Origin of the sequence: Ensifer sp. ENS06 (assembly GCF_014852205.1) — a bacterium.
Classification (GTDB): Bacteria; Pseudomonadota; Alphaproteobacteria; order Rhizobiales; family Rhizobiaceae; genus Ensifer; species Ensifer adhaerens.
The window spans coordinates 199,813-217,890 of sequence record NZ_JACVBC010000010.1 but is presented as its reverse complement, the minus strand read 5'-3'; the positions used below and the strand labels follow the sequence as shown (position 1 = coordinate 217,890).

Genomic DNA, 18,078 nt, shown 5'->3' with positions numbered 1-18,078 from the left:
ACGCCGAGGCCGGCCTTACGTCAAGGCAGGCATCCGCCCGGGACTAATGGAGCGAGCCTGCCGCCCGGAATTCGCCCGGCGCCATCCCGTAAGCGCCCGTGAAAAGTCGGTAAAACCTTGCAAGACTATCGAATCCGCAGGCATAGGCGACCTCGGTGACGGGCAAGGCGGGCCGCTCGACGAGAAGCCGCCGCGCCTGCGAAGTCCGCATCGATGCCAGCGTGCGAGCGAAGGTCAATTCCGCGTGTTCGAACAGGACATGCAGCTGGCGCACGGAAATACCGAGCTCGAGCGCGACCTTTGCCGGCGTCAGTTTCTGCTGGTATTTGTCGCGCGCCATGATCTCTTCGGCGGCATAGCGCAGGCCCGAACGAAGGGCCGCACGCACTTCGGGCATGCCGGGTTTCAGTCTGTCAAGAATGGTCACCGGGTGGGCGGCATGTTCACTGATCCAGCGGCCGTGAATGCGCTTGATCGGCAGCGCATTGAGATAGTTCCAGCGCTCGCGTCCTGCCCGGCTGACGATGATCAGGTCGGCCTCTTCCAGCACCTTCAGATGCTGCATGACGGTACAGCGATCCATGTCTGAAAAGGCGGCGCAGAGCATGTCGGTGGTCTGCGCCTGGACCAATGCCCAGAAAACCGAGACTTCTTCCCGCTTGCTTGACATGTTATGGTTTTACAACATATTGCAGCCAGATGCGACGGAGACCGCGCCGGTAAGATCGGATTGAGAGCTTTTCGGGAGCAATCGAACCGAGCCGGTTGGCTGGACGTCGCCGACCGGAGTTCAGCGTTGCAACGATGCCCCCACGCAAGTTGCCCAAAAAGGGAGATCATTGAGAATGTTGCCTAAGATCGTTTCAATGGATGAGTGGCAAGCCGCAATCGAACAACAGATTGCCAGGGAGAAAGCCCTCACCCGCGCACGCGATGACTTGAGCGCCGAGCGACGGCGCTTGCCGATGGTCAGGATCGACAAGGACTATTCGTTCGAAGGCCCCACGGGTACTTTAAGCCTTGCCGACCTCTTCGATGGTCGGCGGCAACTGATCGTCTATCACTTCATGTTCGCGCCCGGATGGAAGGCGGGATGCGACGGCTGTTCCTGGGTCGTGGACGCGATGACCCACCCGGCGCATCTCAACGCACGCGATACGTCCATCGTGCTGATCTCGCGCGCGCCGCTCGAGAAGCTGCAGAAATATCAGGCCCGGATGCAGTGGCAGCACCCGGTCTGGTACTCGTCCATGGCGAGCGACTTCAACCACGACATGGGGGCCACGGTCGCCGACCCGGATGACCCGACCAGGACCAGCGAGCGTCATGGCGTCAGCGTTTTCCTCAGGGACGGCGACGATATCTACCGCACCTATTTCAACGGTGCGCGTGGCGTGGAGTATCTCGGCAGCATGTGGACGTATCTGGACCTGACGCCCTACGGTCGCCAGGAAACATGGGAAGTGTCTCCCGCGGGATGGCCACAGACCGAACCCTACGTTTGGAACCGGCGCCACGACGAATACGGGACCGAACCGGCCTTCTGATTTTCCCCGGCGGCGAGCATGGAATTGTCGTGCTGCCGTTCCTACGTCTTGTCTTGCCGATCGTCCGACCTCCGTCATTGCTGCGGGCCGGAACAGGGCTCGGGCGCGATGCTGAAGGAATATCGCCGGCCCTGGCTGGAGCGCCGAATTTGTGGATGGATCGCGCCTTGAAGAGGGGCGCTGTTGGGGGCCGTCAATCGATGGGAAACGAGACTCAAATCGGCAAGGAAGGTCCGGCGCCGAGAGGCAAGAGGTTTTGGCGGCGGCGCGGCGTTCGGATTGCATCGATCGCGCTTGCCGCCTTGCTTTTCCTGCTGGTCGCGCCGCTTGCGGCTATTCTCTATCCGACGCTGAAGAGCTATCCCCGAAGCGACTTTCCGGCCGCGACCTTGCAACTGGAGCGCAACAGGCAGGACCTTGCCCATCTGCGGCGCCTGATCGAGGTCGACCGCAGCTTCTCGCCGACCGCCCAGGCCGCGTTTGCCGCCGCCCTCGAAGTGATCGAACAACGGGCCGGTGATCTCGACCGCGCCGGTCTGGCGATCGCGGCTGCAAAAGCGGTCGCGCTCGCCGACAATGGGCACACCAGCGTGGTCGGCCTCGTCGGCGGCCACAGCTTCAATGCGGTTCCCATCCGGCTTGGCTGGTTTGCCGACGGCCTGTTTGTGATCGCCACGACAGGCGAGCAATCGCACCTTTTGGGCGGAGAGATCCTTGAGGTAAATGGAAGAGCGACGGAGGCCTTTGTCGATGCGCTTCGGCCCTATTTCGGCGGCCCCGCCAATCTCGCCAAGGAATTCGTCCCGAATGTCGCGATTTCGCCGGAATTGCTCCATGCCGCCGGCCTTGCCAAAAGCCCGCAGGAAAGCGCCTATTTCATCCGTCGCGAGGATGGAAGCGCTGCGCAGATCGCTCTTGTCGCCACGTCCGGTGCGCCGGAACCCTTGAACGCCCATGTCTGGCCACGACGCGATTTCAGTCCCTTGTCACAGACCGGTCGCGGCGCCGGGTGGCGGCACGTGCTCGACGATGTCACGCTACCGGCCTATCTCACGCGCCCCGACGCCAATGTCTGGCACCACTATCCCTTGCCCGATCTTCTCTACATCCAGATCAACCGCATCAGGGATGCGACGCCGGAGGGCCTGTCGCAGGGGCTCGCCAAGGTGCTGGACGAAGCTGAGAAAAAACCGATACGCAATGCAGTCGTCGACCTGCGGTTCAACAATGGCGGCAATTACGAACTGACCGCCGATTTCTCGCGAAGGCTCCCGGCCATCCTGCCGCCGGAGGGACGGCTGTTTGTGCTGACCAGCGCGAACACGTTTTCGGCCGCGATCAGCACGGCGGCGCGACTGAAGTACTTCGGCGGCCCGCGCACGGTACTTGTCGGCGAGCCGATAGGAGACCGGCTGCAGTTTTGGGGCGAAGGCGGCCGCACGGCTCTGCCGAACTCGAAGATCACCATCCGTTACTCGACGGCCTATCACGACTGGGAACACGGTTGCAGCCTGTCGGAGATCAGGACCTGTTTCCTGCTGAATTACGTCTACGACGTCCCGGCAGGTCCCCTTCAGCCAGACGTCGCGCGCTCCACTAACTTTGCCGACTATGCCGCTGGCACCGACCCGGCAATGGCCGCCGTCATGAAGATACTCATGGTGGGCAATGCCGATTGAGAAGCAGCTTGTGGGGAGGCAGGGCCGCGGCCGTACGCCGCCGTGGCCGCTGACATCCGTTGGCTCGGCCATTCCCGGCGGCGAAGGATCTGCGGCGACGCTTTACATCTTCTCGCCCGGCAGTTCGCTGGCCTGCTTGACCCAATCCATGAACTGCGCCTCGTCGAGTTCGTCCGTCTCATAGATGTCGAGATAACGAACATCCGGCTGTTTTGACGTGCCGGGAGGTAAGGGGCTGAATTGCGCCCCGCGGAAGAAAGCGACCTTCACGTATTTCGTCATGCAATGAAAACTGAGGAACCAGACATCCTTTTCCACGCCATAAAAGGGAGAGTTCCACTTGACCGCTTTTTCGACGCCGGGAACGGTCTTGACGACCAGCCGGTCCAGCCGCTTGCCTAGATCGCTTTTCCACCCCGGCATCGCAGCGATGTACTGCTGCACCGGCGCATTTCCGTAGCCCTTTGCGATCTGCGGATTGCCGCCGGTTAGAAGGACGACGCCATCGGCCGATTTTGTCGGCGGCGTCTTGCGTCCGATCTTTGAGCGTGGCGCAGGGGAAGCGGCTTTCGGTGCGTTCTTTCCGACTTTCTTCTCAGACATCCCGGACCTCGACTGTTCCGTCAGTTCGTTCAGGGTCGGATCCACCGTGATGGGCGCGGAGCCCCATGCCAAATGGCTAAGCACGATACATAGCCATCCAGCTATGCATCGGTCAAGAATAAACCTCCGGTGTCAGCTGCATTGCGGGCCGCAACTCGATCAGAAAGCCGCTTCGCCAAGTATTGGCCATCGGCACGGCATCCCTCCACAGCCGTAGGGTCATGGCATGCAAACGGTCCGGATCCCCTTGCGATCCCGACCTGTGCAGCAGCGGCTCTCGTGACGAGCCATCATTCGGGATCTCGAGCGTGCTCTCCACCAACACCTTGACCGCCGGACAACACCCATGCCCAAACGGCTGTAGACCTGCTGAACTGAAAAGACGCTCTGCCGACACGACTGCGCGCGCTGTTGCAGCCTGCTCCGGTCGATTTGCCACGTGGGCCCAAGGCCACGGCCGCGATCCCTTGCCACCAGCATGCGCCTCTACCCGGCATGTGCCGAACTGGCCGTCGCGGCCCGAACCGAATAGCGAAAGAGCGAAAGCACCCGCAACATAGGCACCCCAAGGTGCGTACTTGTAGGTGGCCCTTGCGCCCGATAGGCCTGCAACCAAGCCCTGGAGTTTCCCTTTCCAGGTTGTCCGCTGCTTGAGGAAGATATCGATGAAGGCAATGGTTCTCTGCTCCAGCCCGCGGCGCGATGGAAACTCGACGACGATGGCGAATGCCGTGGCCGATGGCCTGCTTGAGGCGGGCCACGAGGTCGAGACCGTTCACGTCGACGACGTCCTGTCGGCGCTGCTTAGAGACTGTCGCCAATGTCGTATGCCCGATGGCGAATGCGCGATCGACGACGGTTTCCGGCGGGCGTTCTTTGGTTCCTACCTTCCCGCTGACGGCTTTGTCGCCGCAAGCCCGATCTACTGGTATGGCGTCTCTGCGCAGTTGAAGGCGTTCTTCGATCGAATGTTCTGCTACGTCGCCGCGTCGCATCCACAATCGGCGTCCGTTGTCGCGCAGATGACTGGAAAACGGATCGGCCTCGTCCTCAGCTCAGAAGAGACCTACCCCACCGTTTCGTCCAGCCCGCAGCATCAGTTCCAGGAATTCAGCCGCTATACGCGTTCGACCTTCGTCGGCGTCGTTCATGGCCATGGCAACGCACGCACAGATATTTGCCGCGATCCGAGTGACCCGATCGGACGGGCACGCGTGTTCGGTCGGAATTTCTTCAGCGCTCACACCTCCGACTACCAGATCGACACGCCGCGATCAGGTCGCGTCTGGGCGTGAGCCGTCTTGCGTGCGCGCAATATCTTTCGGCTAGGCCAGGCGGACCTTCCGCCGCCTGGCCGCCTTTGCCTCGCTCGCGGCCGCATCGTATTGCTCCCTGAAGTAATCAAGCTCCGGAAAGTTCCGCTCCGCCCATCGGTCGAGGCTGATGAGCGTTTCGCTGAGAGACAGGCCGACCGAGCTCAGACTGTACTCGACATGGGGCGGGTTCGTCTGGTGATCGTGACGCTGCACCAACCCGTTGCGCTCGAGGTCCTTCAACGTCTGGGTCAGCATCTTTTGCGTAATGCCCTCGATCTTGCGCAGCAACGCGCCATTGCGCATCGGGCCCGCCGCGAGCGCCGACATGATGAGGATCGCCCATTTCGTCGATATCAGTTCGAGCGCATGCCGAGCCGAGCAGGATGCGTCGAACACGTCGGGATTGCTCGCAGGCGGGGCTCCAGCTTGCGGGGGCAGTTTCATCATCACCTCAAGGACATGCCGTTGCGGCCGCCGCTCTTCACGCCTCACAGGTAGTGCGCGTGATCGCGCCCCACAAGTTGCGAGTAGCACAGCCGAAGGCATGAGGGCGCGCCGGGCTACGCCCAGGGCGCACCGGCCGCCCATTCCGCTCGGATGGCCTCAATAAAAAGGCGGACCTTTGGAGAAACGTGCTTTCGTGTCGGATAGACGACGCAAACAGGCGGCTCGTCGCGTTCGAATTCTTCGAGCAGGGGGACAAGCCTGCCTTCCCTGATGTCGCGGCCCACCAGGAAGGCGCCGAGTTGCGCAAGGCCCGTTCCGGCGAGGCAAGCGTCGCGAATGGCCTCGGTGTTTCCGAGACGCAAGTTTCCCTGAACACCGACGTCCCGGTCTCCGCCGCCGACCCTGTAATGCCACGGTACCGGTCCGCCTGCGTGCTTGAACCCGATCCTGTCGTGGCGCGTCAGTTCGTCGATGGTGCGCGGCGTTCCGCGCCGCTTTAAATACTCCGGCGCAGCGCAGGTTATGAGCCGATGAGAGGCCAGGACCCGCCGCACGAGGCGACTGTCGGTGGGCCCGCCGATACGAACGGCAACGTCGATGCCGTCGCCGACGATGTCGCGATACTCATCCGAAAACGAAACCTCCGCTTCCACCTCGGGCCAACGGTTCAGGAAGCGCTGGAGAACGGGCAGAATGTGCAGCCTACCGAGGGCGATCGGCACATCGATGCGAAGGCGCCCTCTTGGGGCCTGGTGCCGTTGTGCCAAGGCGAACTCCGCGTCGTCCACTTCTGACAGGATCCTGATCGCATGCTCGTAGAAGAGCTGGCCCTCCTCGGTGAGGCTGACGCTACGCGTTGTTCTATGGATCAGCCGCGTTGCCATATTGTCTTCAAGACGTGCGACACATTTCCCGACCGCGGAACGGGAGAGGCCGAGCCGTTCCGCCGCCAGGGTGAAGCTCTGGTCATCGGCGACACGAACAAAGGCGCGCACATCGCCGAGATGGTCCAGCATCGCAAGATCCTATTGGGGACGATTCGTCCCTTTTGTTTCCATAAGGCCGAAGTTTATCTGAATATCGGAAACAGTAAAGAATGCCTTGCAACGTCCCGGCAACGGGACATGAAGGATTGGCTGGGCGCCACAACGTGCCTCGCCCCAGAATGAAAGAGGCAATTAGATGAAACTCCAGGAAGAAACCGACGGACTCCAAAGGAAGGGAGGCCCTGACCGGGAGAATTGGCTACCGGTCTATGCCGCCGGCCTGTCGACCTTTTGCGTCGTGACGACGGAGATGCTGCCCGTTGGGTTAATGACGCCGATCGCAGACGACCTTCAAACGTCGATGGGGACCGCCGGTTTGACGCTCTCGCTGCCGGCGTTGCTTGCCGCGCTCTTTGCGCCCACCGTGGTACTCTTGGCCGGCAGGATCGACAGAAGGCGCATCCTGACCACCCTTCTCTTGCTGCTGGTTGTTGCAAACATCATTTCGGCGCTGGCCAGTACGATCGGTTTGCTCCTGGCGGCGCGTATCATTGTCGGCCTTTGCATGGGCGGCATCTGGGCCGTTGCCGGAGGCCTTGCGCTACGGCTGGTTCCGGGCCGATCGATCGGTGTCGCAACGGCGATCATTTTCGGCGGCGTTGCAGCAGCTTCGGTTCTTGGCGTTCCGGTCGGAGCCATGATCGGTGACGCGGCGGGCTGGCGCTTCGCGTTTGCCGCGATGGCGGTCTTTTGTGCGATCGTGCTTGTGGTCAATCTCTGCGCGTTGCCTGCGCTGCCCGTCCACCAGTCCGTCCGGCTCAGCCAGTTTGGCCATCAGCTCTTGAACCGCCGGATCCAGCTTGGTTTGGCGATCACGTTCCTGTTCGTTGCGGGGCATTTCATGGCCTACACCTTCATACGTCCGCTCCTGGAAGTTGTTTCGGGCATCGGCACACAATGGGTCGGGCTCATGCTGTTTGCCTATGGAGCCGCTGGTATTGGCGGAAACTTTGTTGCTGGCCCTGGGGCCGCCAGGCGTACCGGCGCGACCTTGCTGTGCATTGCCGGTGCCCTTGCTGCTGTCCTCTTCGGCTTTGCTCTCTTCGGAAACTCCGCTCTTGGCGGTGCGGTCGTCCTCATCTTGTGGGGCATCGCCTATGGTGGCGTCTCGGTCTCATTGCAAACCTGGATGATGAAGTCGGCACCCTCCGACATCGAAGTCGCAACGGCGCTGTTCGTCGCAATCTTTAATATCGCCATTGCCGCCGGATCCTTTGCCGGCGGTTGTATTGTCGATCAGTTCGATCTCGGCACCAACCTGCTCGTAGCGGGCATCCTGCCTTCCCTCGGAATTCTGCTCGGATTGAAAGCGCAACGTCTGGCCACTGCTAAGGTTGACTGATCATCGGACATATATCGAGCGGATCGCACTTACCATCTGCGCGCAACCGGATGGACCGGGACGGCTTTCGTCCCGGCTCCGGCGGATCAGGAACAATCGCTTGAGGAAATTCCTACTCCGGCCGGGAGGAGAGCAGCAAAATCATTCCGCAATACTACATAAAATACATAGACTAAATGTGTATAAGCCGAGGTTTCTCACGCATGATGCTGGCAACAACGCGTGCGCCGGACCCGTTCCGCCCACAACGAATGACAACGCTGGCCAGCCCAGATTTCGACGGAGGATCTCATGTCCAGTTCCATTTTCGGCCAGGCCTATCGCCGCCGCAGCGTGCTGAAATCGCTCGCCGCTGCCGGCGCCCTGCCCTTCATCGCCCCGCTTGCCTCCTCGACGGCCCTTGCGTCCGGCAACAAATATGCCGGCCGCACGGTCAATCTTCTGATCATCCAGCCGCATGTCGTCACCGGCAAGAAAATTGCCGAGGATTTCGAAAGGCTGACCGGAGCCAAGGTCAACGTCACGGCGGTGCCCTACGACCAGGTCAGCGTCAAGGCGACGCTGGACGTGCAGTCGGGCGCCAACCAGTTCGACGTCATCGACTATTTCTATACCTACAAGGGCCAGCTCGCCGAAGATGGCGTGATCGAGGACGTGACCGATCTCATCGAGCGCGACAAGGCCGAGATCCAGCCGGAAGACTTCATCCAGACCATCTACGACCAGTACACGCTGCATGACGGCCGTCGCTATGGCTTGCCCTATGACGGCGACAGCCATCTGTTGTTCTATAACCGCGAGCTGTTTGATCGCTACGGCCTGAAGGCGCCGGCAACCTGGGACGAATACAACGAGAACGCCAGGGTGATCACCGAGGCGGAAAAGAAGAACGGCATCTATGGTGCTGCGGTTCTGGGCGCGAAGATCCCGGTCATCATTCTTTCCACCTATGCCAACCGGCTCACCGGCTTCGGCGGCAACTTCTTGAAGGCGGACGGCACCTCGGCGCTCGACAGCACCGAGGCCGTCGAAGCCCTGAAGTCGCTGCTTGCGTCGGCTCCCCATGCGCTGCCGACCCCACTTGAAACCCGCTTCGAAGAAGGGCTGCCCGCGTTTCTCAACGGCAAGGCTGCACAGATCGACTTCTGGACCGATCTCGGCGGCTATGCACAGGACCCCAAGGGCTCGAAGATCGTCGACAAGTGGGGGGTGACGCGCATTCCCGTCGGCGGCAGCAACAAAACACCCCGCCTCGCCTTCAATGCCGGCTTCGGTTTTGCGATCACCAGCGGATCGAAAAACAAGGACGTCGCCTGGGACCTGATCAAGCTTGCGACCGGCAAGGACTACCACCAGGAGCTTCTGGCGCTCACCGGCTCGGGCATCGACCCGGACCGCCAGTCTGGCTTGAAATCTAAGAATTTCAGAGACTTCCAGCCGTTGGTGCAACCGCTGCTCGATGATGGCGCATTGGAAAACAGCCTGGCCTGGCCGACCGCCGTCTATGCGCCAAAACTCGAAAATGCGCTGACCGACGAACTGGCCCTGGCGCTCGCCGGCACCAAAAGCGCGGAACAGGCGATCGCCGATGCCCACCAGGCCTGGACCGAAATCATCGAGACCAACGGCTGATTGCTTGCGGGGTGGCGCTTCCTCCCGGCGCCGCCCCGCCACTTTTTTTGAAACGAGGCAAAAGACCATGAGCGCAAGATCCTTGCCGAAACGCAGGCTCGGCCGAACCGATTTCGACATCACCCCCGTTGGCTTCGGCGCCTGGGCCATCGGTGGCCCCGATTGGGGCTGGGGATGGGGAAGTCAGGACGATACCCGGTCGATCGCCGCCATCCGTCATGCGGTCGAGCGCGGCATCAACTGGATCGACACGGCGCCCGTCTATGGTCTCGGCCATTCCGAACAGATCGTGCGCGAGGCGCTTTCGACCATCCCACGCTCCCAACGTCCGTTGATCTTCACCAAGGCCGGGCTGATCTGGGACCCGGACAACCGCAACGCCCTTCCCGCCCGCATCGGCAATGCCCAATCCATTCGCCGCGAGCTGGAGGCTTCCCTGAAGCGGCTCGGCGTTGATGTCATCGACCTCTACCAGGTGCACTGGCCTGCCAATGACGGCACGCCGGTCGAGGAATACTGGGCGACTTTTGCGGAGTTGAAGAAAGAGGGTAAGGTACGGGCCATCGGGCTTTCGAACCACGATCGGGCGCTTCTGGAGCGCGCGGCAACGGTGGCGCCCGTCGATGTGGTGCAACCGCCCTTTTCGGCAATCAAGCGCCAGTTCGCTAGAGCAGACCTGCCGTGGGTGCAGGCGCATGGCAGCGGCGTCATCGCCTACAGCCCACTGCAATCAGGCCTGCTCACCGGCGCCTTTACGCCGGCGCGCGCCCGGGCCCTTCCGCACGACGATTGGCGATCGCGCGACGAGGAATTTTCGGGCGAAGCGCTTCACCGCAACCTGGCCTTTGCCGAAGGCTTGAGGCCGATTGCCGCGCGACACAAAACGACCGTCGCTGCGATCGCTGCGGCCTGGGCGATTTCCTGGCCCGGCGTCACCGGTGCCATCATCGGCGCGCGCGAACCGCTGCAGATCGACGGTTGGATCGATGCCGCAACCCTTGCGCTCACGCCCAGCGACCTCGACGATATCGAGGACGTGTTGCTGGCCACCCGGGCCGGCAGCGGGCCGACACGCCCGGATCTGGCCGAGGCCGCATGACCACCTTTGCCGTCGAGGTGCTGGAACCCGCCGGCGCGGCGGGTGTTGCCGGGCGCGGCCACGCCTTTTGGGCGCGTCTCGCACGGTTGGCCTGGATCGCACCGGTCCTCGTCGCGCTGATCGTCACGACGCTCTACCCGACTGTCTTTCTGCTGGCGCTTGCCTTCAGCAAGAGCACGCTTGGAAAGCCGTTCCGCGGCTTCGTCGGCATCAAGCACTTCGCAACGGCGCTTCAGGATCCGATCTTCCTCGCGGCCATCGGCAGAAGCGTCGCCTATGCACTTGCCACCTCGCTGGTGCAGCTTGCGCTCGGCTTCCTGATCGCGCTGCTTTTCACTTCCCTGTTGAAGGCCGGCCGCTTTTTGATGAGCCTCGTTCTGCTGCCACTGATGACCCCGCCGGTCATGGTCGGCATCGCTTGGAAGCTGATCTTCGCGCCGGCCGGCGGGCTCCTGAACGGTACCCTGATCACCTATGGCTTTATCTCCGAGCCGATTTCCTTTCTTGGTCACCCGACGCTCGCCTGGCTGGCGATCGGCGCCGCCGACCTCTGGCAATGGACGCCATTCATCGTCATTCTCTGCTTTGCGGCTCTTTCCACGGTACCCGACAGCGTTCACGAGGCAGCGCTGGTGGACGGGGCCAATGGCTGGCAGCGCTTCTGGCACATCACACTTCCGCTGGTCGCAGCACCGCTTTCGTCGATCTATCTGCTGAAGCTCATTTTGTCGTTCAAGCTCTTCGACCTCATCTACATACTGACCTTCGGCGGACCGGGCTTTGCGACGACATCGGCCGGCTTTGCCATCTATCGGCGGGCGATCGAACAGTTCGACGTCGGCCGCGCCGCGGCCGAAACGATGATCTATGCGCTTGTCATCGGGCTTGTGACCTTGCCCGTCGTACGGCTGCACCAGCACTTCGAAAGGCGAGAGCTGTGAGACCTGCCGCGCGACATCTGTGGCTCGGCCTTGCGACAGCGCCGGTCGTCAGCTTCTTTGCCTTGCCTTTCCTCTATCTCATCGCGGTTTCCTTCAAGACGAAGGACGACGTGCTCAACGGACGCTTCTGGCCGACGATACCGACGCTCGCCAACTGGCCGGCGGCCTTCGACGCGGCCAACATCCTCGGTTTCATCCTGAATTCCGTGATCGTGTCGCTGGTTTCGGGCCTCGTCACCATCGCGCTGGCGCTGCCGTCGGCCTATGCCGTCCTGCGGCTGAAGATCGGTGGCAAATGGCTGTCGGACGTGACGCTGTCGAGCTACATGGCGCCGCCGATCGTAGCGCTGATCCCGCTGTTTTTTCTGCTGAAGACAACCGGACTGCTCGATACGCGCGCCGGCCTGATTCTCATTTATGGTTTCGCCAACGTGCCGGTCGCCTTCTGGCTGCTGATGCCGTTCCTGCGCCGGATGCCGATCGAGATCGAACAGGCAGCGGCGATGGACGGCGCCGGTCCATTTCGCACGCTGCTGCAGATCGTCGTGCCGATCATCGCGCCCGGCATCGTCGCGACCTTCATCATCGTCACGGTCTTGTCCTACAACGAGTTCCTGTTTGCTTCCGCCTTCACCTTCTCCGACGCCACGCGGACCTTGCCGGTGGGCATCTCGCTCTTCCAGGGCGACCGTCTCGTGAATTTCGGCCAGATGGCAGCCGCCTCCCTGGCAGGCATCGCGCCGGTTTATCTGGTCGCGCTGTTCATGCAACGCTACCTCGTGAGCGGGCTTGCCCATGGCGGGGTGAAATAAGGATCGCCAACCGCAAGCTATCGCGCAATAGGAGAGTTGAACGCTTGTTGCGCCGCAGCTTTTGGTTTCTTGTCGGTCCATTGAGGCGGCGCGCCGTATTTGGCTGCTATCGCGCCGACCAGGCCCGGTGCCCGACCGAAGGCATCGCATGCGGCATATTTGGGTTTGCCACCCAACCAGGACTGCATGCGTTGCCGGGTCGGCAGCGAGATATCCAATGCCTTCGGCTCCTTGCCGGAAATCAGCACCTGCGAAAACGCGTCGGCGAATTTCGTCGAAAAGCTATAGGCGTCGCCGACTTCCGAAACACGGGGCTTGTCGAGGATCGAATTTGCACCACGCGCCCAAAGCATGGCGGCACTTTGCAGACCGCTGGCATCGACCGCTTCGGCCTCTACAGCCAAGCCTCCCAGGCCGACAGGCAATCGCGGCACGCTGACGGGCAGGACGAACCCCGTACCAATGGTGATGGCCGTGGAAACCCCTGCGAGCGCCTTGTCTGTCGGGACAATATCGGCGATCACGGAGCGAACCGTCAGATCAGCAGGCTGATTGGCAGGAACCATCTGGTACCTGTCGCTGAGCGCGACGCAGAGCGCCCGATCGAGAGCGTTCGAAACCAAATCGCGATCGGCATCGGACTTGATCTTGGAGGCGGCTGCAAAGGAAAACGTCGTTGGCGCGATGCGGACGGTTTTCACGTCGACCAGACGTTGTCCATCAACGTAGAGGCGTTTCTTGGCCACCATGCCTTTCGACGGACCGAGCTTGCCATAGGAGGTCAAAGTCCCCGCCTCCTTCAATGGAACCGATTGGCATCCGACCAGGGTTGCCGAGAGTAGCCCTGCCAGCGCCACCGCGCCGGCCGGGACGAGCGATGAAGAAACCCAGGCAAGCGATTGAATAAAATATTCTTTTAGCACGTTTCATGATCTCCGTTGACATGCAACGGCGACCTTGGGGATGGACAATTGCTACAGAATTACAAGCAGGTTAGAGCTGACACCGAAGGGATGGTGTCTCGAAAACCCTTCAAGCATGGGCGCGGCGGTGACCGCGACCTAAATCCCACGCCTCTCGCGGTCAGAGGTGGACGACCACCTTGGTTCCGCTCGCTGAACTCGTGAGACTGACACGCCCCCCGTGGTTTGAAGCCACCTGTTTTACAAGGCTCAAACCAAGACCCGCGCCCGTGTCCTTGGGAGAAACCCTGTAAAAGGGTTCAAAGACGAGTTCCTGATGCTCGGCAGGTATGCCCGGTCCTTCGTCGGAAACTTCCACGCGCCCATCGCTTGAGACCAAGACGGCAATCATGCCCGAATTGCCGCCGTGATCGATCGCATTTCGGACGAGGTTCGTGACCGCGCGCAACACGGCAGGTGGATTGCCCTTTCGCGCAAGCGTCTCCACGTCACTGTGGAAAGACACCTGATAGCCACCCCCTATCGCCAACGGAGCGAGATCGGCAACCGCCGATCGCGCGATGTCAACCAGATCCATTGGCTCGTCCAGAACGAGCGCCTGGTCGTTGCGCTCGAAGTCCAGAAGCTGCTCTGCCGCTTCTGCGAGCCGGGCGACATCATCCATCAGGCGCGTTCTCTCCCGGCCATCAGGCATGCCATCGATGCGCGTCTGCATGATCGCAATGGGGGTTCGCAGTTCGTGGGCCGCATCGATCAGGAAGCGCCGCCGCTTTCTGGACTCGTCCTCGAGACGCTCAAGTGCGCCGTTGAATGCGATCAGAACCGGGGCGACTTCGTTCGGGATTCCCGCGAGCGGAAGGCGCGTCCCGTGGCGGCGCGGATCGATCCGCGATGCTTCGTCGGCAACCTCGCTCACCGTCGCGAGAGCACGCCCGACGATGTGAGGAACGGCAAGAAAAATCGCCGGGAGAGCACTGGCGATCAAAGACAGGTAGATTGGATAGGCCTTCGCCAAGAGAGCCAGGGCACCCCAACCCTTGTCCGCCACGCCGCCAAACAGAATCCGGACTTCGCCAGCCGGCGTCTTCGCGTTTTCGATCGTCGCAATCTCGCCAGTGGTTGCGGCCCCCCTGATATCCGCTTCGTCGAACAGGTGGATTACCGAGGGCAGCGCGGCATAGGCGGGCGGAACGGATCCATAGGACGCGAAGGCACCGCTGGTGGTGGCAACTACGAACCACAATGCGCTGTTTTGCGCCTTGAGCGTCGTCAGGTCATGGGTCTCAAAAAGCTGCAGTTGACCATCTCTTCCGCGGCCTACGGCACGGGACACGACCGAGACGACCGTCCCCTCCATGGCCGTGTTCGGCGACATGATCGTGGTTGCCCAGATGCAGAGCCCGATGATCACCGAGGCAACGACGGCGATGATGACGAGGCTCAATTGCCAGCTGAGCCGCCACCAGAGCGACGGATTGCGTCCCGTCGTCTGACCCATCACTCTTCCTTCAGGAGGTAACCGACCCCACGGATGTTGTGAATCGAAACTCCGGCCCCAGCATCCGCCAGCCGCTTGCGCAGCCTTGAAATGTGGGCGTCGATCGCGTTCGACTGGATCTCTTCTTCGTAGTTGTAGACCGCTGCTTCGAGCGTCGAGCGGAGAACGGTTTTGTCCCGGCGCCTCGCAAGGGCCTGGAGCACGAAGAGTTCGCGCCTTGGGACGTCAAGCTTCACGTCATCGACGGTCACGGTGAGGTTCAGCGGATCGAGCGCCATTCGTCCCACCTTGATCTGAAGCTCAGCAAGCGCAGCCGGACGGCGCAACACGGCGCGCAGGCGCGCCATCAGTTCTTCGACGAGAAAGGGTTTGCCGAGATAGTCGTCCGCCCCGGTGTCGAGACCTTCAACCCGTTCCATCGGCTCGTTGCGTGCCGTCAGGACGATGATCGGCGCGTCTTGGCCAATGCGGCGCAATTGCGGGATGAAGCTCAGCCCTTCACCGTCGGGCAGGCGGCGGTCGAGAAGAATAGCGCCGTAGTCATTCTGACGCGCAAGTTCGGCTGCATCGGCGAGATGGGTCGTATGGTCGATGACGATGCCATATTTGCTGAGCGCCACAGCCAGTGCCGCCGCCAGCTCCCTCTCATCTTCGATCAGCAGTATCCGCATCGGCACCCCATGGCTTCGACCTTTCGAATCTGCCGCAAGAATTACAGCAGCATTACGGAAACCACGGGGCAGTCGAACGTAACACTGCTGCAATCGTTCAGAGCTAGCACACGCATCGAGCCGACCTCGCTCGTATCAGCAGTGATAGGCGCGGCCTTCAACGAACCGGAAAGGCAGGGAGCATGACGACGTCACAAGTGGAGTGCCCTCCCGGGTCGGGATTGAAAACTGTTAGTTCGCGCCATGAGCATAGGGCCGCTCGATGACCCGCGGCCCCCTGCTGCGCTTCCTCATACGCTCGATCCTGTCGGCACTTTTCCTCGCAGCCTTCCTGGCTGGCCCGGCGATCATTCTGATCCTGACGTCCGATCGAATTGCGATGTAGCGCGCCAACGGATCAGATCCCCGACGTGGCGATCTGGTCGATCCAGCCAGTCAAAACGTCGCCGCGCGGATTGACGGCGGACAACATTGTTCGAACTGCTTCGGGCCCATTCACGACCCTTGGTTGCCATCTTCGCCGGATGTGGGTGCCGGGGTGTTCTTCGCTTCCATCGCCGCTTCGATCTGCCGGATGACCTTGACGGCCTCCTGGAGGATTGCCCGCATCTCATCGTCATAGAGATATACCGGCATGCCGCCGGCGCGGATGATGTCCATCGTTTCGGCAGACTCGCTGAGGCGATTGGGCTGCCCGAGCAGCTCCCAACCTTCCTTGATCGCGACATAGGCCCGGGAGACAAGACGGAGCTTTTCGCCCTCCGTCAGCATGTGAACGTCGCGCGCGGCGCGGGTCAGTTCGGCGATGACGTCTTTCGTGCTTTTCATGGGACACCTTGGCTATGCAAGTACCGCGGTGCAACCGACCAATCCATTCATGGTAACTAATGTATAGATTGAGGAAAACAAGAGCCAACACCTCCACGGGACCGATCTGGCAAGGGAAAGCCGAGGCCCTGAAATCCATGCACATCGCGGAAATTCATCACCGGGGAAGCACGTCCGATGGCATCAACCGCTTCTTAATCCTTTGTTGACCATAATCTCCGTCGAAGAGCCGAGCCGCCGGTCATTGCCGCCGGTGGATTGTACCTCGATTGAATCGGAAGCCGCTGTGTCTGAGTATCCTGTAACTGCGTATCCAGAGCCTGCCTCGCGTGCCATCGTCAGAGGCGTGAAGCGTATCGCCCGGTGGGCCGCTCGAGCGGCCGCAATCACCGCCCTTGCAGCATCCGCCATGGCTTTCACCAGCACGGCGTCGTCGGCAGAAGTCCGGTCGCTGAAGCTGTTCTTCACGCACACCGGTGAACGCGCGACGATCACCTTCAAGCGGGACGGCAAATACGACCAGAAGGGGCTCGCGCAGATCAACCGTTTCCTGCGCGACTGGCGCAGGAACGAGCCCGCCCGTATGGACCCGCGTCTTCTCGATCTTGTCTGGGAGGTCTATCAGCGCGCCGGTGGGAAGGACTATATCAACGTCGTCTCGGCTTACCGCTCGCCCGCCACCAACAGCATGCTGCGCGGCCGCTCCCGCAGCACCGGGGTCGCCAAGAACAGCCAGCACATGCTGGGAAAGGCGATGGACTTCTATATTCCGGGCGTGAAGCTCACCCGGCTGCGGGAAGTCGCCATGCAGATGCAGGTCGGCGGCGTGGGATACTACCCGACGTCAGGATCTCCCTTCGTACATCTCGACGTCGGAAACGTACGGGCGTGGCCGCGCATGTCGCGCCAGGAACTCGCGCGTATCTTCCCCAAGGGGCAGACACTCCACCTTCCGGCAAGCGGCGGGGCTTTGCCGGGGTATGACCAGGCGATGGCCGACTACAAGCGACGGGTCAAGGCCACCTCGATCGTGGCTGCAAACAGCGCCGGCCCAGCCAAACTGAAGGGCGGAGAACCGGCCGGCAACACGCTGTTGACCGCGATGCTTCCCACGCGCAAGAGCCGCGGTGAAGAAGCCCTCGAGCTTCAGACCATGCGGAAGGAAGCAGCCGAAAAGTCGCCGTTCTTCGACCTTGCGGCGATCGCCGTGCCGCTGCCGACGCTGCGCGCCACGGCTACCGCCGCGACCGTGACGCCCGTCCCCACGCCCGAGCGGGCGCTACCCACAAACGTCTCGGCTTTCATTCCCTCCTCGTCGTTCAAGGTTGCGCTTGGCGTGGGCATGATGCGCCATCCAGCTGCAGGCGAAAGCAGCCTCACCGGCCCGTCGCCTACAAATGCCGAGTGGACAATTCGCGACGCCGCACTCTTCAAGTGGGCGCTTGCGCCGGCCAAGGAGCTTGAGCGTCTGGCACTTCCGGCGAACCTGGAGCTCTCGGTGGCAAGCGCCGACGATACACCGCGCGTTCTAAAGCGGGCGTCCCAGGCCGGTAAGGAAAACAAAAGCTTCAACAAGGAGCGCTTCTGGTCGGACGGTTGATGCGGCAAGCACCTGTCAGCATCTCGGCTTAAGGTTCGACCGGCCGGTCCGGCGTGCCACCAAGGCCGGCGTCACAGCGGCAGACGGCCCGATG

The 18,078-nt window shown here is 61.7% G+C and carries 19 protein-coding genes and 1 pseudogene; 11 read left to right on the top strand and 9 right to left on the bottom strand.

Annotated features, from left to right (window positions below):
- Window positions 1–43 precede the first annotated feature (43 nt).
- Window positions 44–340: a helix-turn-helix transcriptional regulator gene (locus IB279_RS37435; protein WP_234852832.1), complete on the bottom strand. Its 297-nt coding sequence runs from the start codon at window positions 338–340 to the stop codon at window positions 44–46.
- A gap of 63 nt (window positions 341–403) precedes the next feature.
- Window positions 404–670: pseudogene (locus IB279_RS37430) on the bottom strand (ArsR/SmtB family transcription factor); the annotation flags it as partial.
- A 175-nt stretch (window positions 671–845) separates the two neighbouring features.
- Here IB279_RS37430 and IB279_RS27685 point away from each other — a divergent pair.
- Window positions 846–1,547, top strand: coding sequence for a DUF899 domain-containing protein (locus IB279_RS27685; RefSeq protein WP_034798126.1), 702 nt, complete (start codon window positions 846–848; stop codon window positions 1,545–1,547).
- Between the two features lie 200 nt (window positions 1,548–1,747).
- Window positions 1,748–3,226 (top strand): hypothetical protein, encoded by a 1,479-nt coding sequence (locus IB279_RS27680; RefSeq protein ID WP_192340064.1) that lies wholly within the window; start codon window positions 1,748–1,750, stop codon window positions 3,224–3,226.
- A gap of 102 nt (window positions 3,227–3,328) precedes the next feature.
- On the opposite strand, the gene IB279_RS27675 is transcribed toward IB279_RS27680, so the two are convergent.
- Complete coding sequence (locus tag IB279_RS27675) at window positions 3,329–3,829, bottom strand: DUF1801 domain-containing protein (protein WP_034798121.1); 501 nt, start codon at window positions 3,827–3,829, stop codon at window positions 3,329–3,331.
- 665 nt (window positions 3,830–4,494) lie between these two features.
- Between IB279_RS27675 and IB279_RS27670 the strand changes: the two genes are divergently transcribed.
- On the top strand, window positions 4,495–5,124 hold the full coding sequence (locus IB279_RS27670) for a flavodoxin family protein (protein WP_034798119.1): 630 nt from the start codon (window positions 4,495–4,497) through the stop codon (window positions 5,122–5,124).
- A 30-nt stretch (window positions 5,125–5,154) separates the two neighbouring features.
- On the opposite strand, the gene IB279_RS27665 is transcribed toward IB279_RS27670, so the two are convergent.
- Window positions 5,155–5,589: a helix-turn-helix domain-containing protein gene (locus IB279_RS27665; RefSeq protein WP_113504509.1), complete on the bottom strand. Its 435-nt coding sequence runs from the start codon at window positions 5,587–5,589 to the stop codon at window positions 5,155–5,157.
- Between the two features lie 116 nt (window positions 5,590–5,705).
- Window positions 5,706–6,608, bottom strand: coding sequence for a LysR family transcriptional regulator (locus IB279_RS27660; protein WP_060520301.1), 903 nt, complete (start codon window positions 6,606–6,608; stop codon window positions 5,706–5,708).
- A gap of 166 nt (window positions 6,609–6,774) precedes the next feature.
- Between IB279_RS27660 and IB279_RS27655 the strand changes: the two genes are divergently transcribed.
- The 5 genes from IB279_RS27655 to IB279_RS27635 all read left to right on the top strand — a co-directional run bounded on the left by IB279_RS27655 (window position 6,775) and on the right by IB279_RS27635 (window position 12,464).
- Window positions 6,775–7,980, top strand: a complete 1,206-nt coding sequence (locus IB279_RS27655; protein ID WP_090427187.1) for an MFS transporter — start codon at window positions 6,775–6,777, stop codon at window positions 7,978–7,980.
- A 291-nt stretch (window positions 7,981–8,271) separates the two neighbouring features.
- Window positions 8,272–9,612, top strand: a complete 1,341-nt coding sequence (locus tag IB279_RS27650; protein WP_034798115.1) for a sugar ABC transporter substrate-binding protein — start codon at window positions 8,272–8,274, stop codon at window positions 9,610–9,612.
- 67 nt (window positions 9,613–9,679) lie between these two features.
- Complete coding sequence (locus tag IB279_RS27645; protein WP_192340062.1) at window positions 9,680–10,711, top strand: aldo/keto reductase; 1,032 nt, start codon at window positions 9,680–9,682, stop codon at window positions 10,709–10,711.
- Window positions 10,708–11,652 carry a carbohydrate ABC transporter permease gene (locus IB279_RS27640; RefSeq protein WP_034798110.1) on the top strand — a complete coding sequence of 315 codons (945 nt, stop codon included), beginning with the start codon at window positions 10,708–10,710 and terminating at the stop codon, window positions 11,650–11,652. The genes IB279_RS27645 and IB279_RS27640 overlap by 4 nt, the downstream gene beginning before the upstream one ends.
- Complete coding sequence (locus IB279_RS27635; RefSeq protein ID WP_060643670.1) at window positions 11,649–12,464, top strand: carbohydrate ABC transporter permease; 816 nt, start codon at window positions 11,649–11,651, stop codon at window positions 12,462–12,464. The genes IB279_RS27640 and IB279_RS27635 overlap by 4 nt, the downstream gene beginning before the upstream one ends.
- A gap of 17 nt (window positions 12,465–12,481) precedes the next feature.
- Here IB279_RS27635 and IB279_RS27630 read toward each other — a convergent pair whose 3' ends face one another.
- Both IB279_RS27630 and IB279_RS27625 read right to left on the bottom strand, forming a co-directional pair.
- On the bottom strand, window positions 12,482–13,369 hold the full coding sequence (locus IB279_RS27630) for a DUF3313 domain-containing protein (RefSeq protein WP_060643688.1): 888 nt from the start codon (window positions 13,367–13,369) through the stop codon (window positions 12,482–12,484).
- 178 nt (window positions 13,370–13,547) lie between these two features.
- Window positions 13,548–14,744, bottom strand: a complete 1,197-nt coding sequence (locus tag IB279_RS27625) for a HAMP domain-containing sensor histidine kinase (RefSeq protein ID WP_246802154.1) — start codon at window positions 14,742–14,744, stop codon at window positions 13,548–13,550.
- Here IB279_RS27625 and IB279_RS37425 point away from each other — a divergent pair.
- Window positions 14,743–14,880 carry a hypothetical protein gene (locus IB279_RS37425; protein ID WP_244496901.1) on the top strand — a complete coding sequence of 46 codons (138 nt, stop codon included), beginning with the start codon at window positions 14,743–14,745 and terminating at the stop codon, window positions 14,878–14,880. The genes IB279_RS27625 and IB279_RS37425 overlap by 2 nt on opposite strands.
- A 4-nt stretch (window positions 14,881–14,884) precedes the next feature.
- On the opposite strand, the gene IB279_RS27620 is transcribed toward IB279_RS37425, so the two are convergent.
- Window positions 14,885–15,556: a response regulator transcription factor gene (locus IB279_RS27620; protein ID WP_034798107.1), complete on the bottom strand. Its 672-nt coding sequence runs from the start codon at window positions 15,554–15,556 to the stop codon at window positions 14,885–14,887.
- Between the two features lie 262 nt (window positions 15,557–15,818).
- On the opposite strand from IB279_RS27620, the gene IB279_RS37725 reads away from it, so the two are divergent.
- Window positions 15,819–15,941: a hypothetical protein gene (locus tag IB279_RS37725; protein WP_255382254.1), complete on the top strand. Its 123-nt coding sequence runs from the start codon at window positions 15,819–15,821 to the stop codon at window positions 15,939–15,941.
- Between the two features lie 110 nt (window positions 15,942–16,051).
- Here the strand turns inward: IB279_RS37725 and IB279_RS27615 are convergent, their stop codons facing one another.
- Window positions 16,052–16,384, bottom strand: coding sequence for a hypothetical protein (locus IB279_RS27615; protein WP_034798100.1), 333 nt, complete (start codon window positions 16,382–16,384; stop codon window positions 16,052–16,054).
- 409 nt (window positions 16,385–16,793) lie between these two features.
- Here IB279_RS27615 and IB279_RS27610 point away from each other — a divergent pair, with 409 nt between their 5' ends.
- A complete protein-coding gene (locus IB279_RS27610) occupies window positions 16,794–17,984 on the top strand; it encodes a DUF882 domain-containing protein (protein WP_060530521.1) in 1,191 nt (396 codons plus the stop codon).
- The last annotated feature ends 94 nt before the right edge of the window (window positions 17,985–18,078 follow it).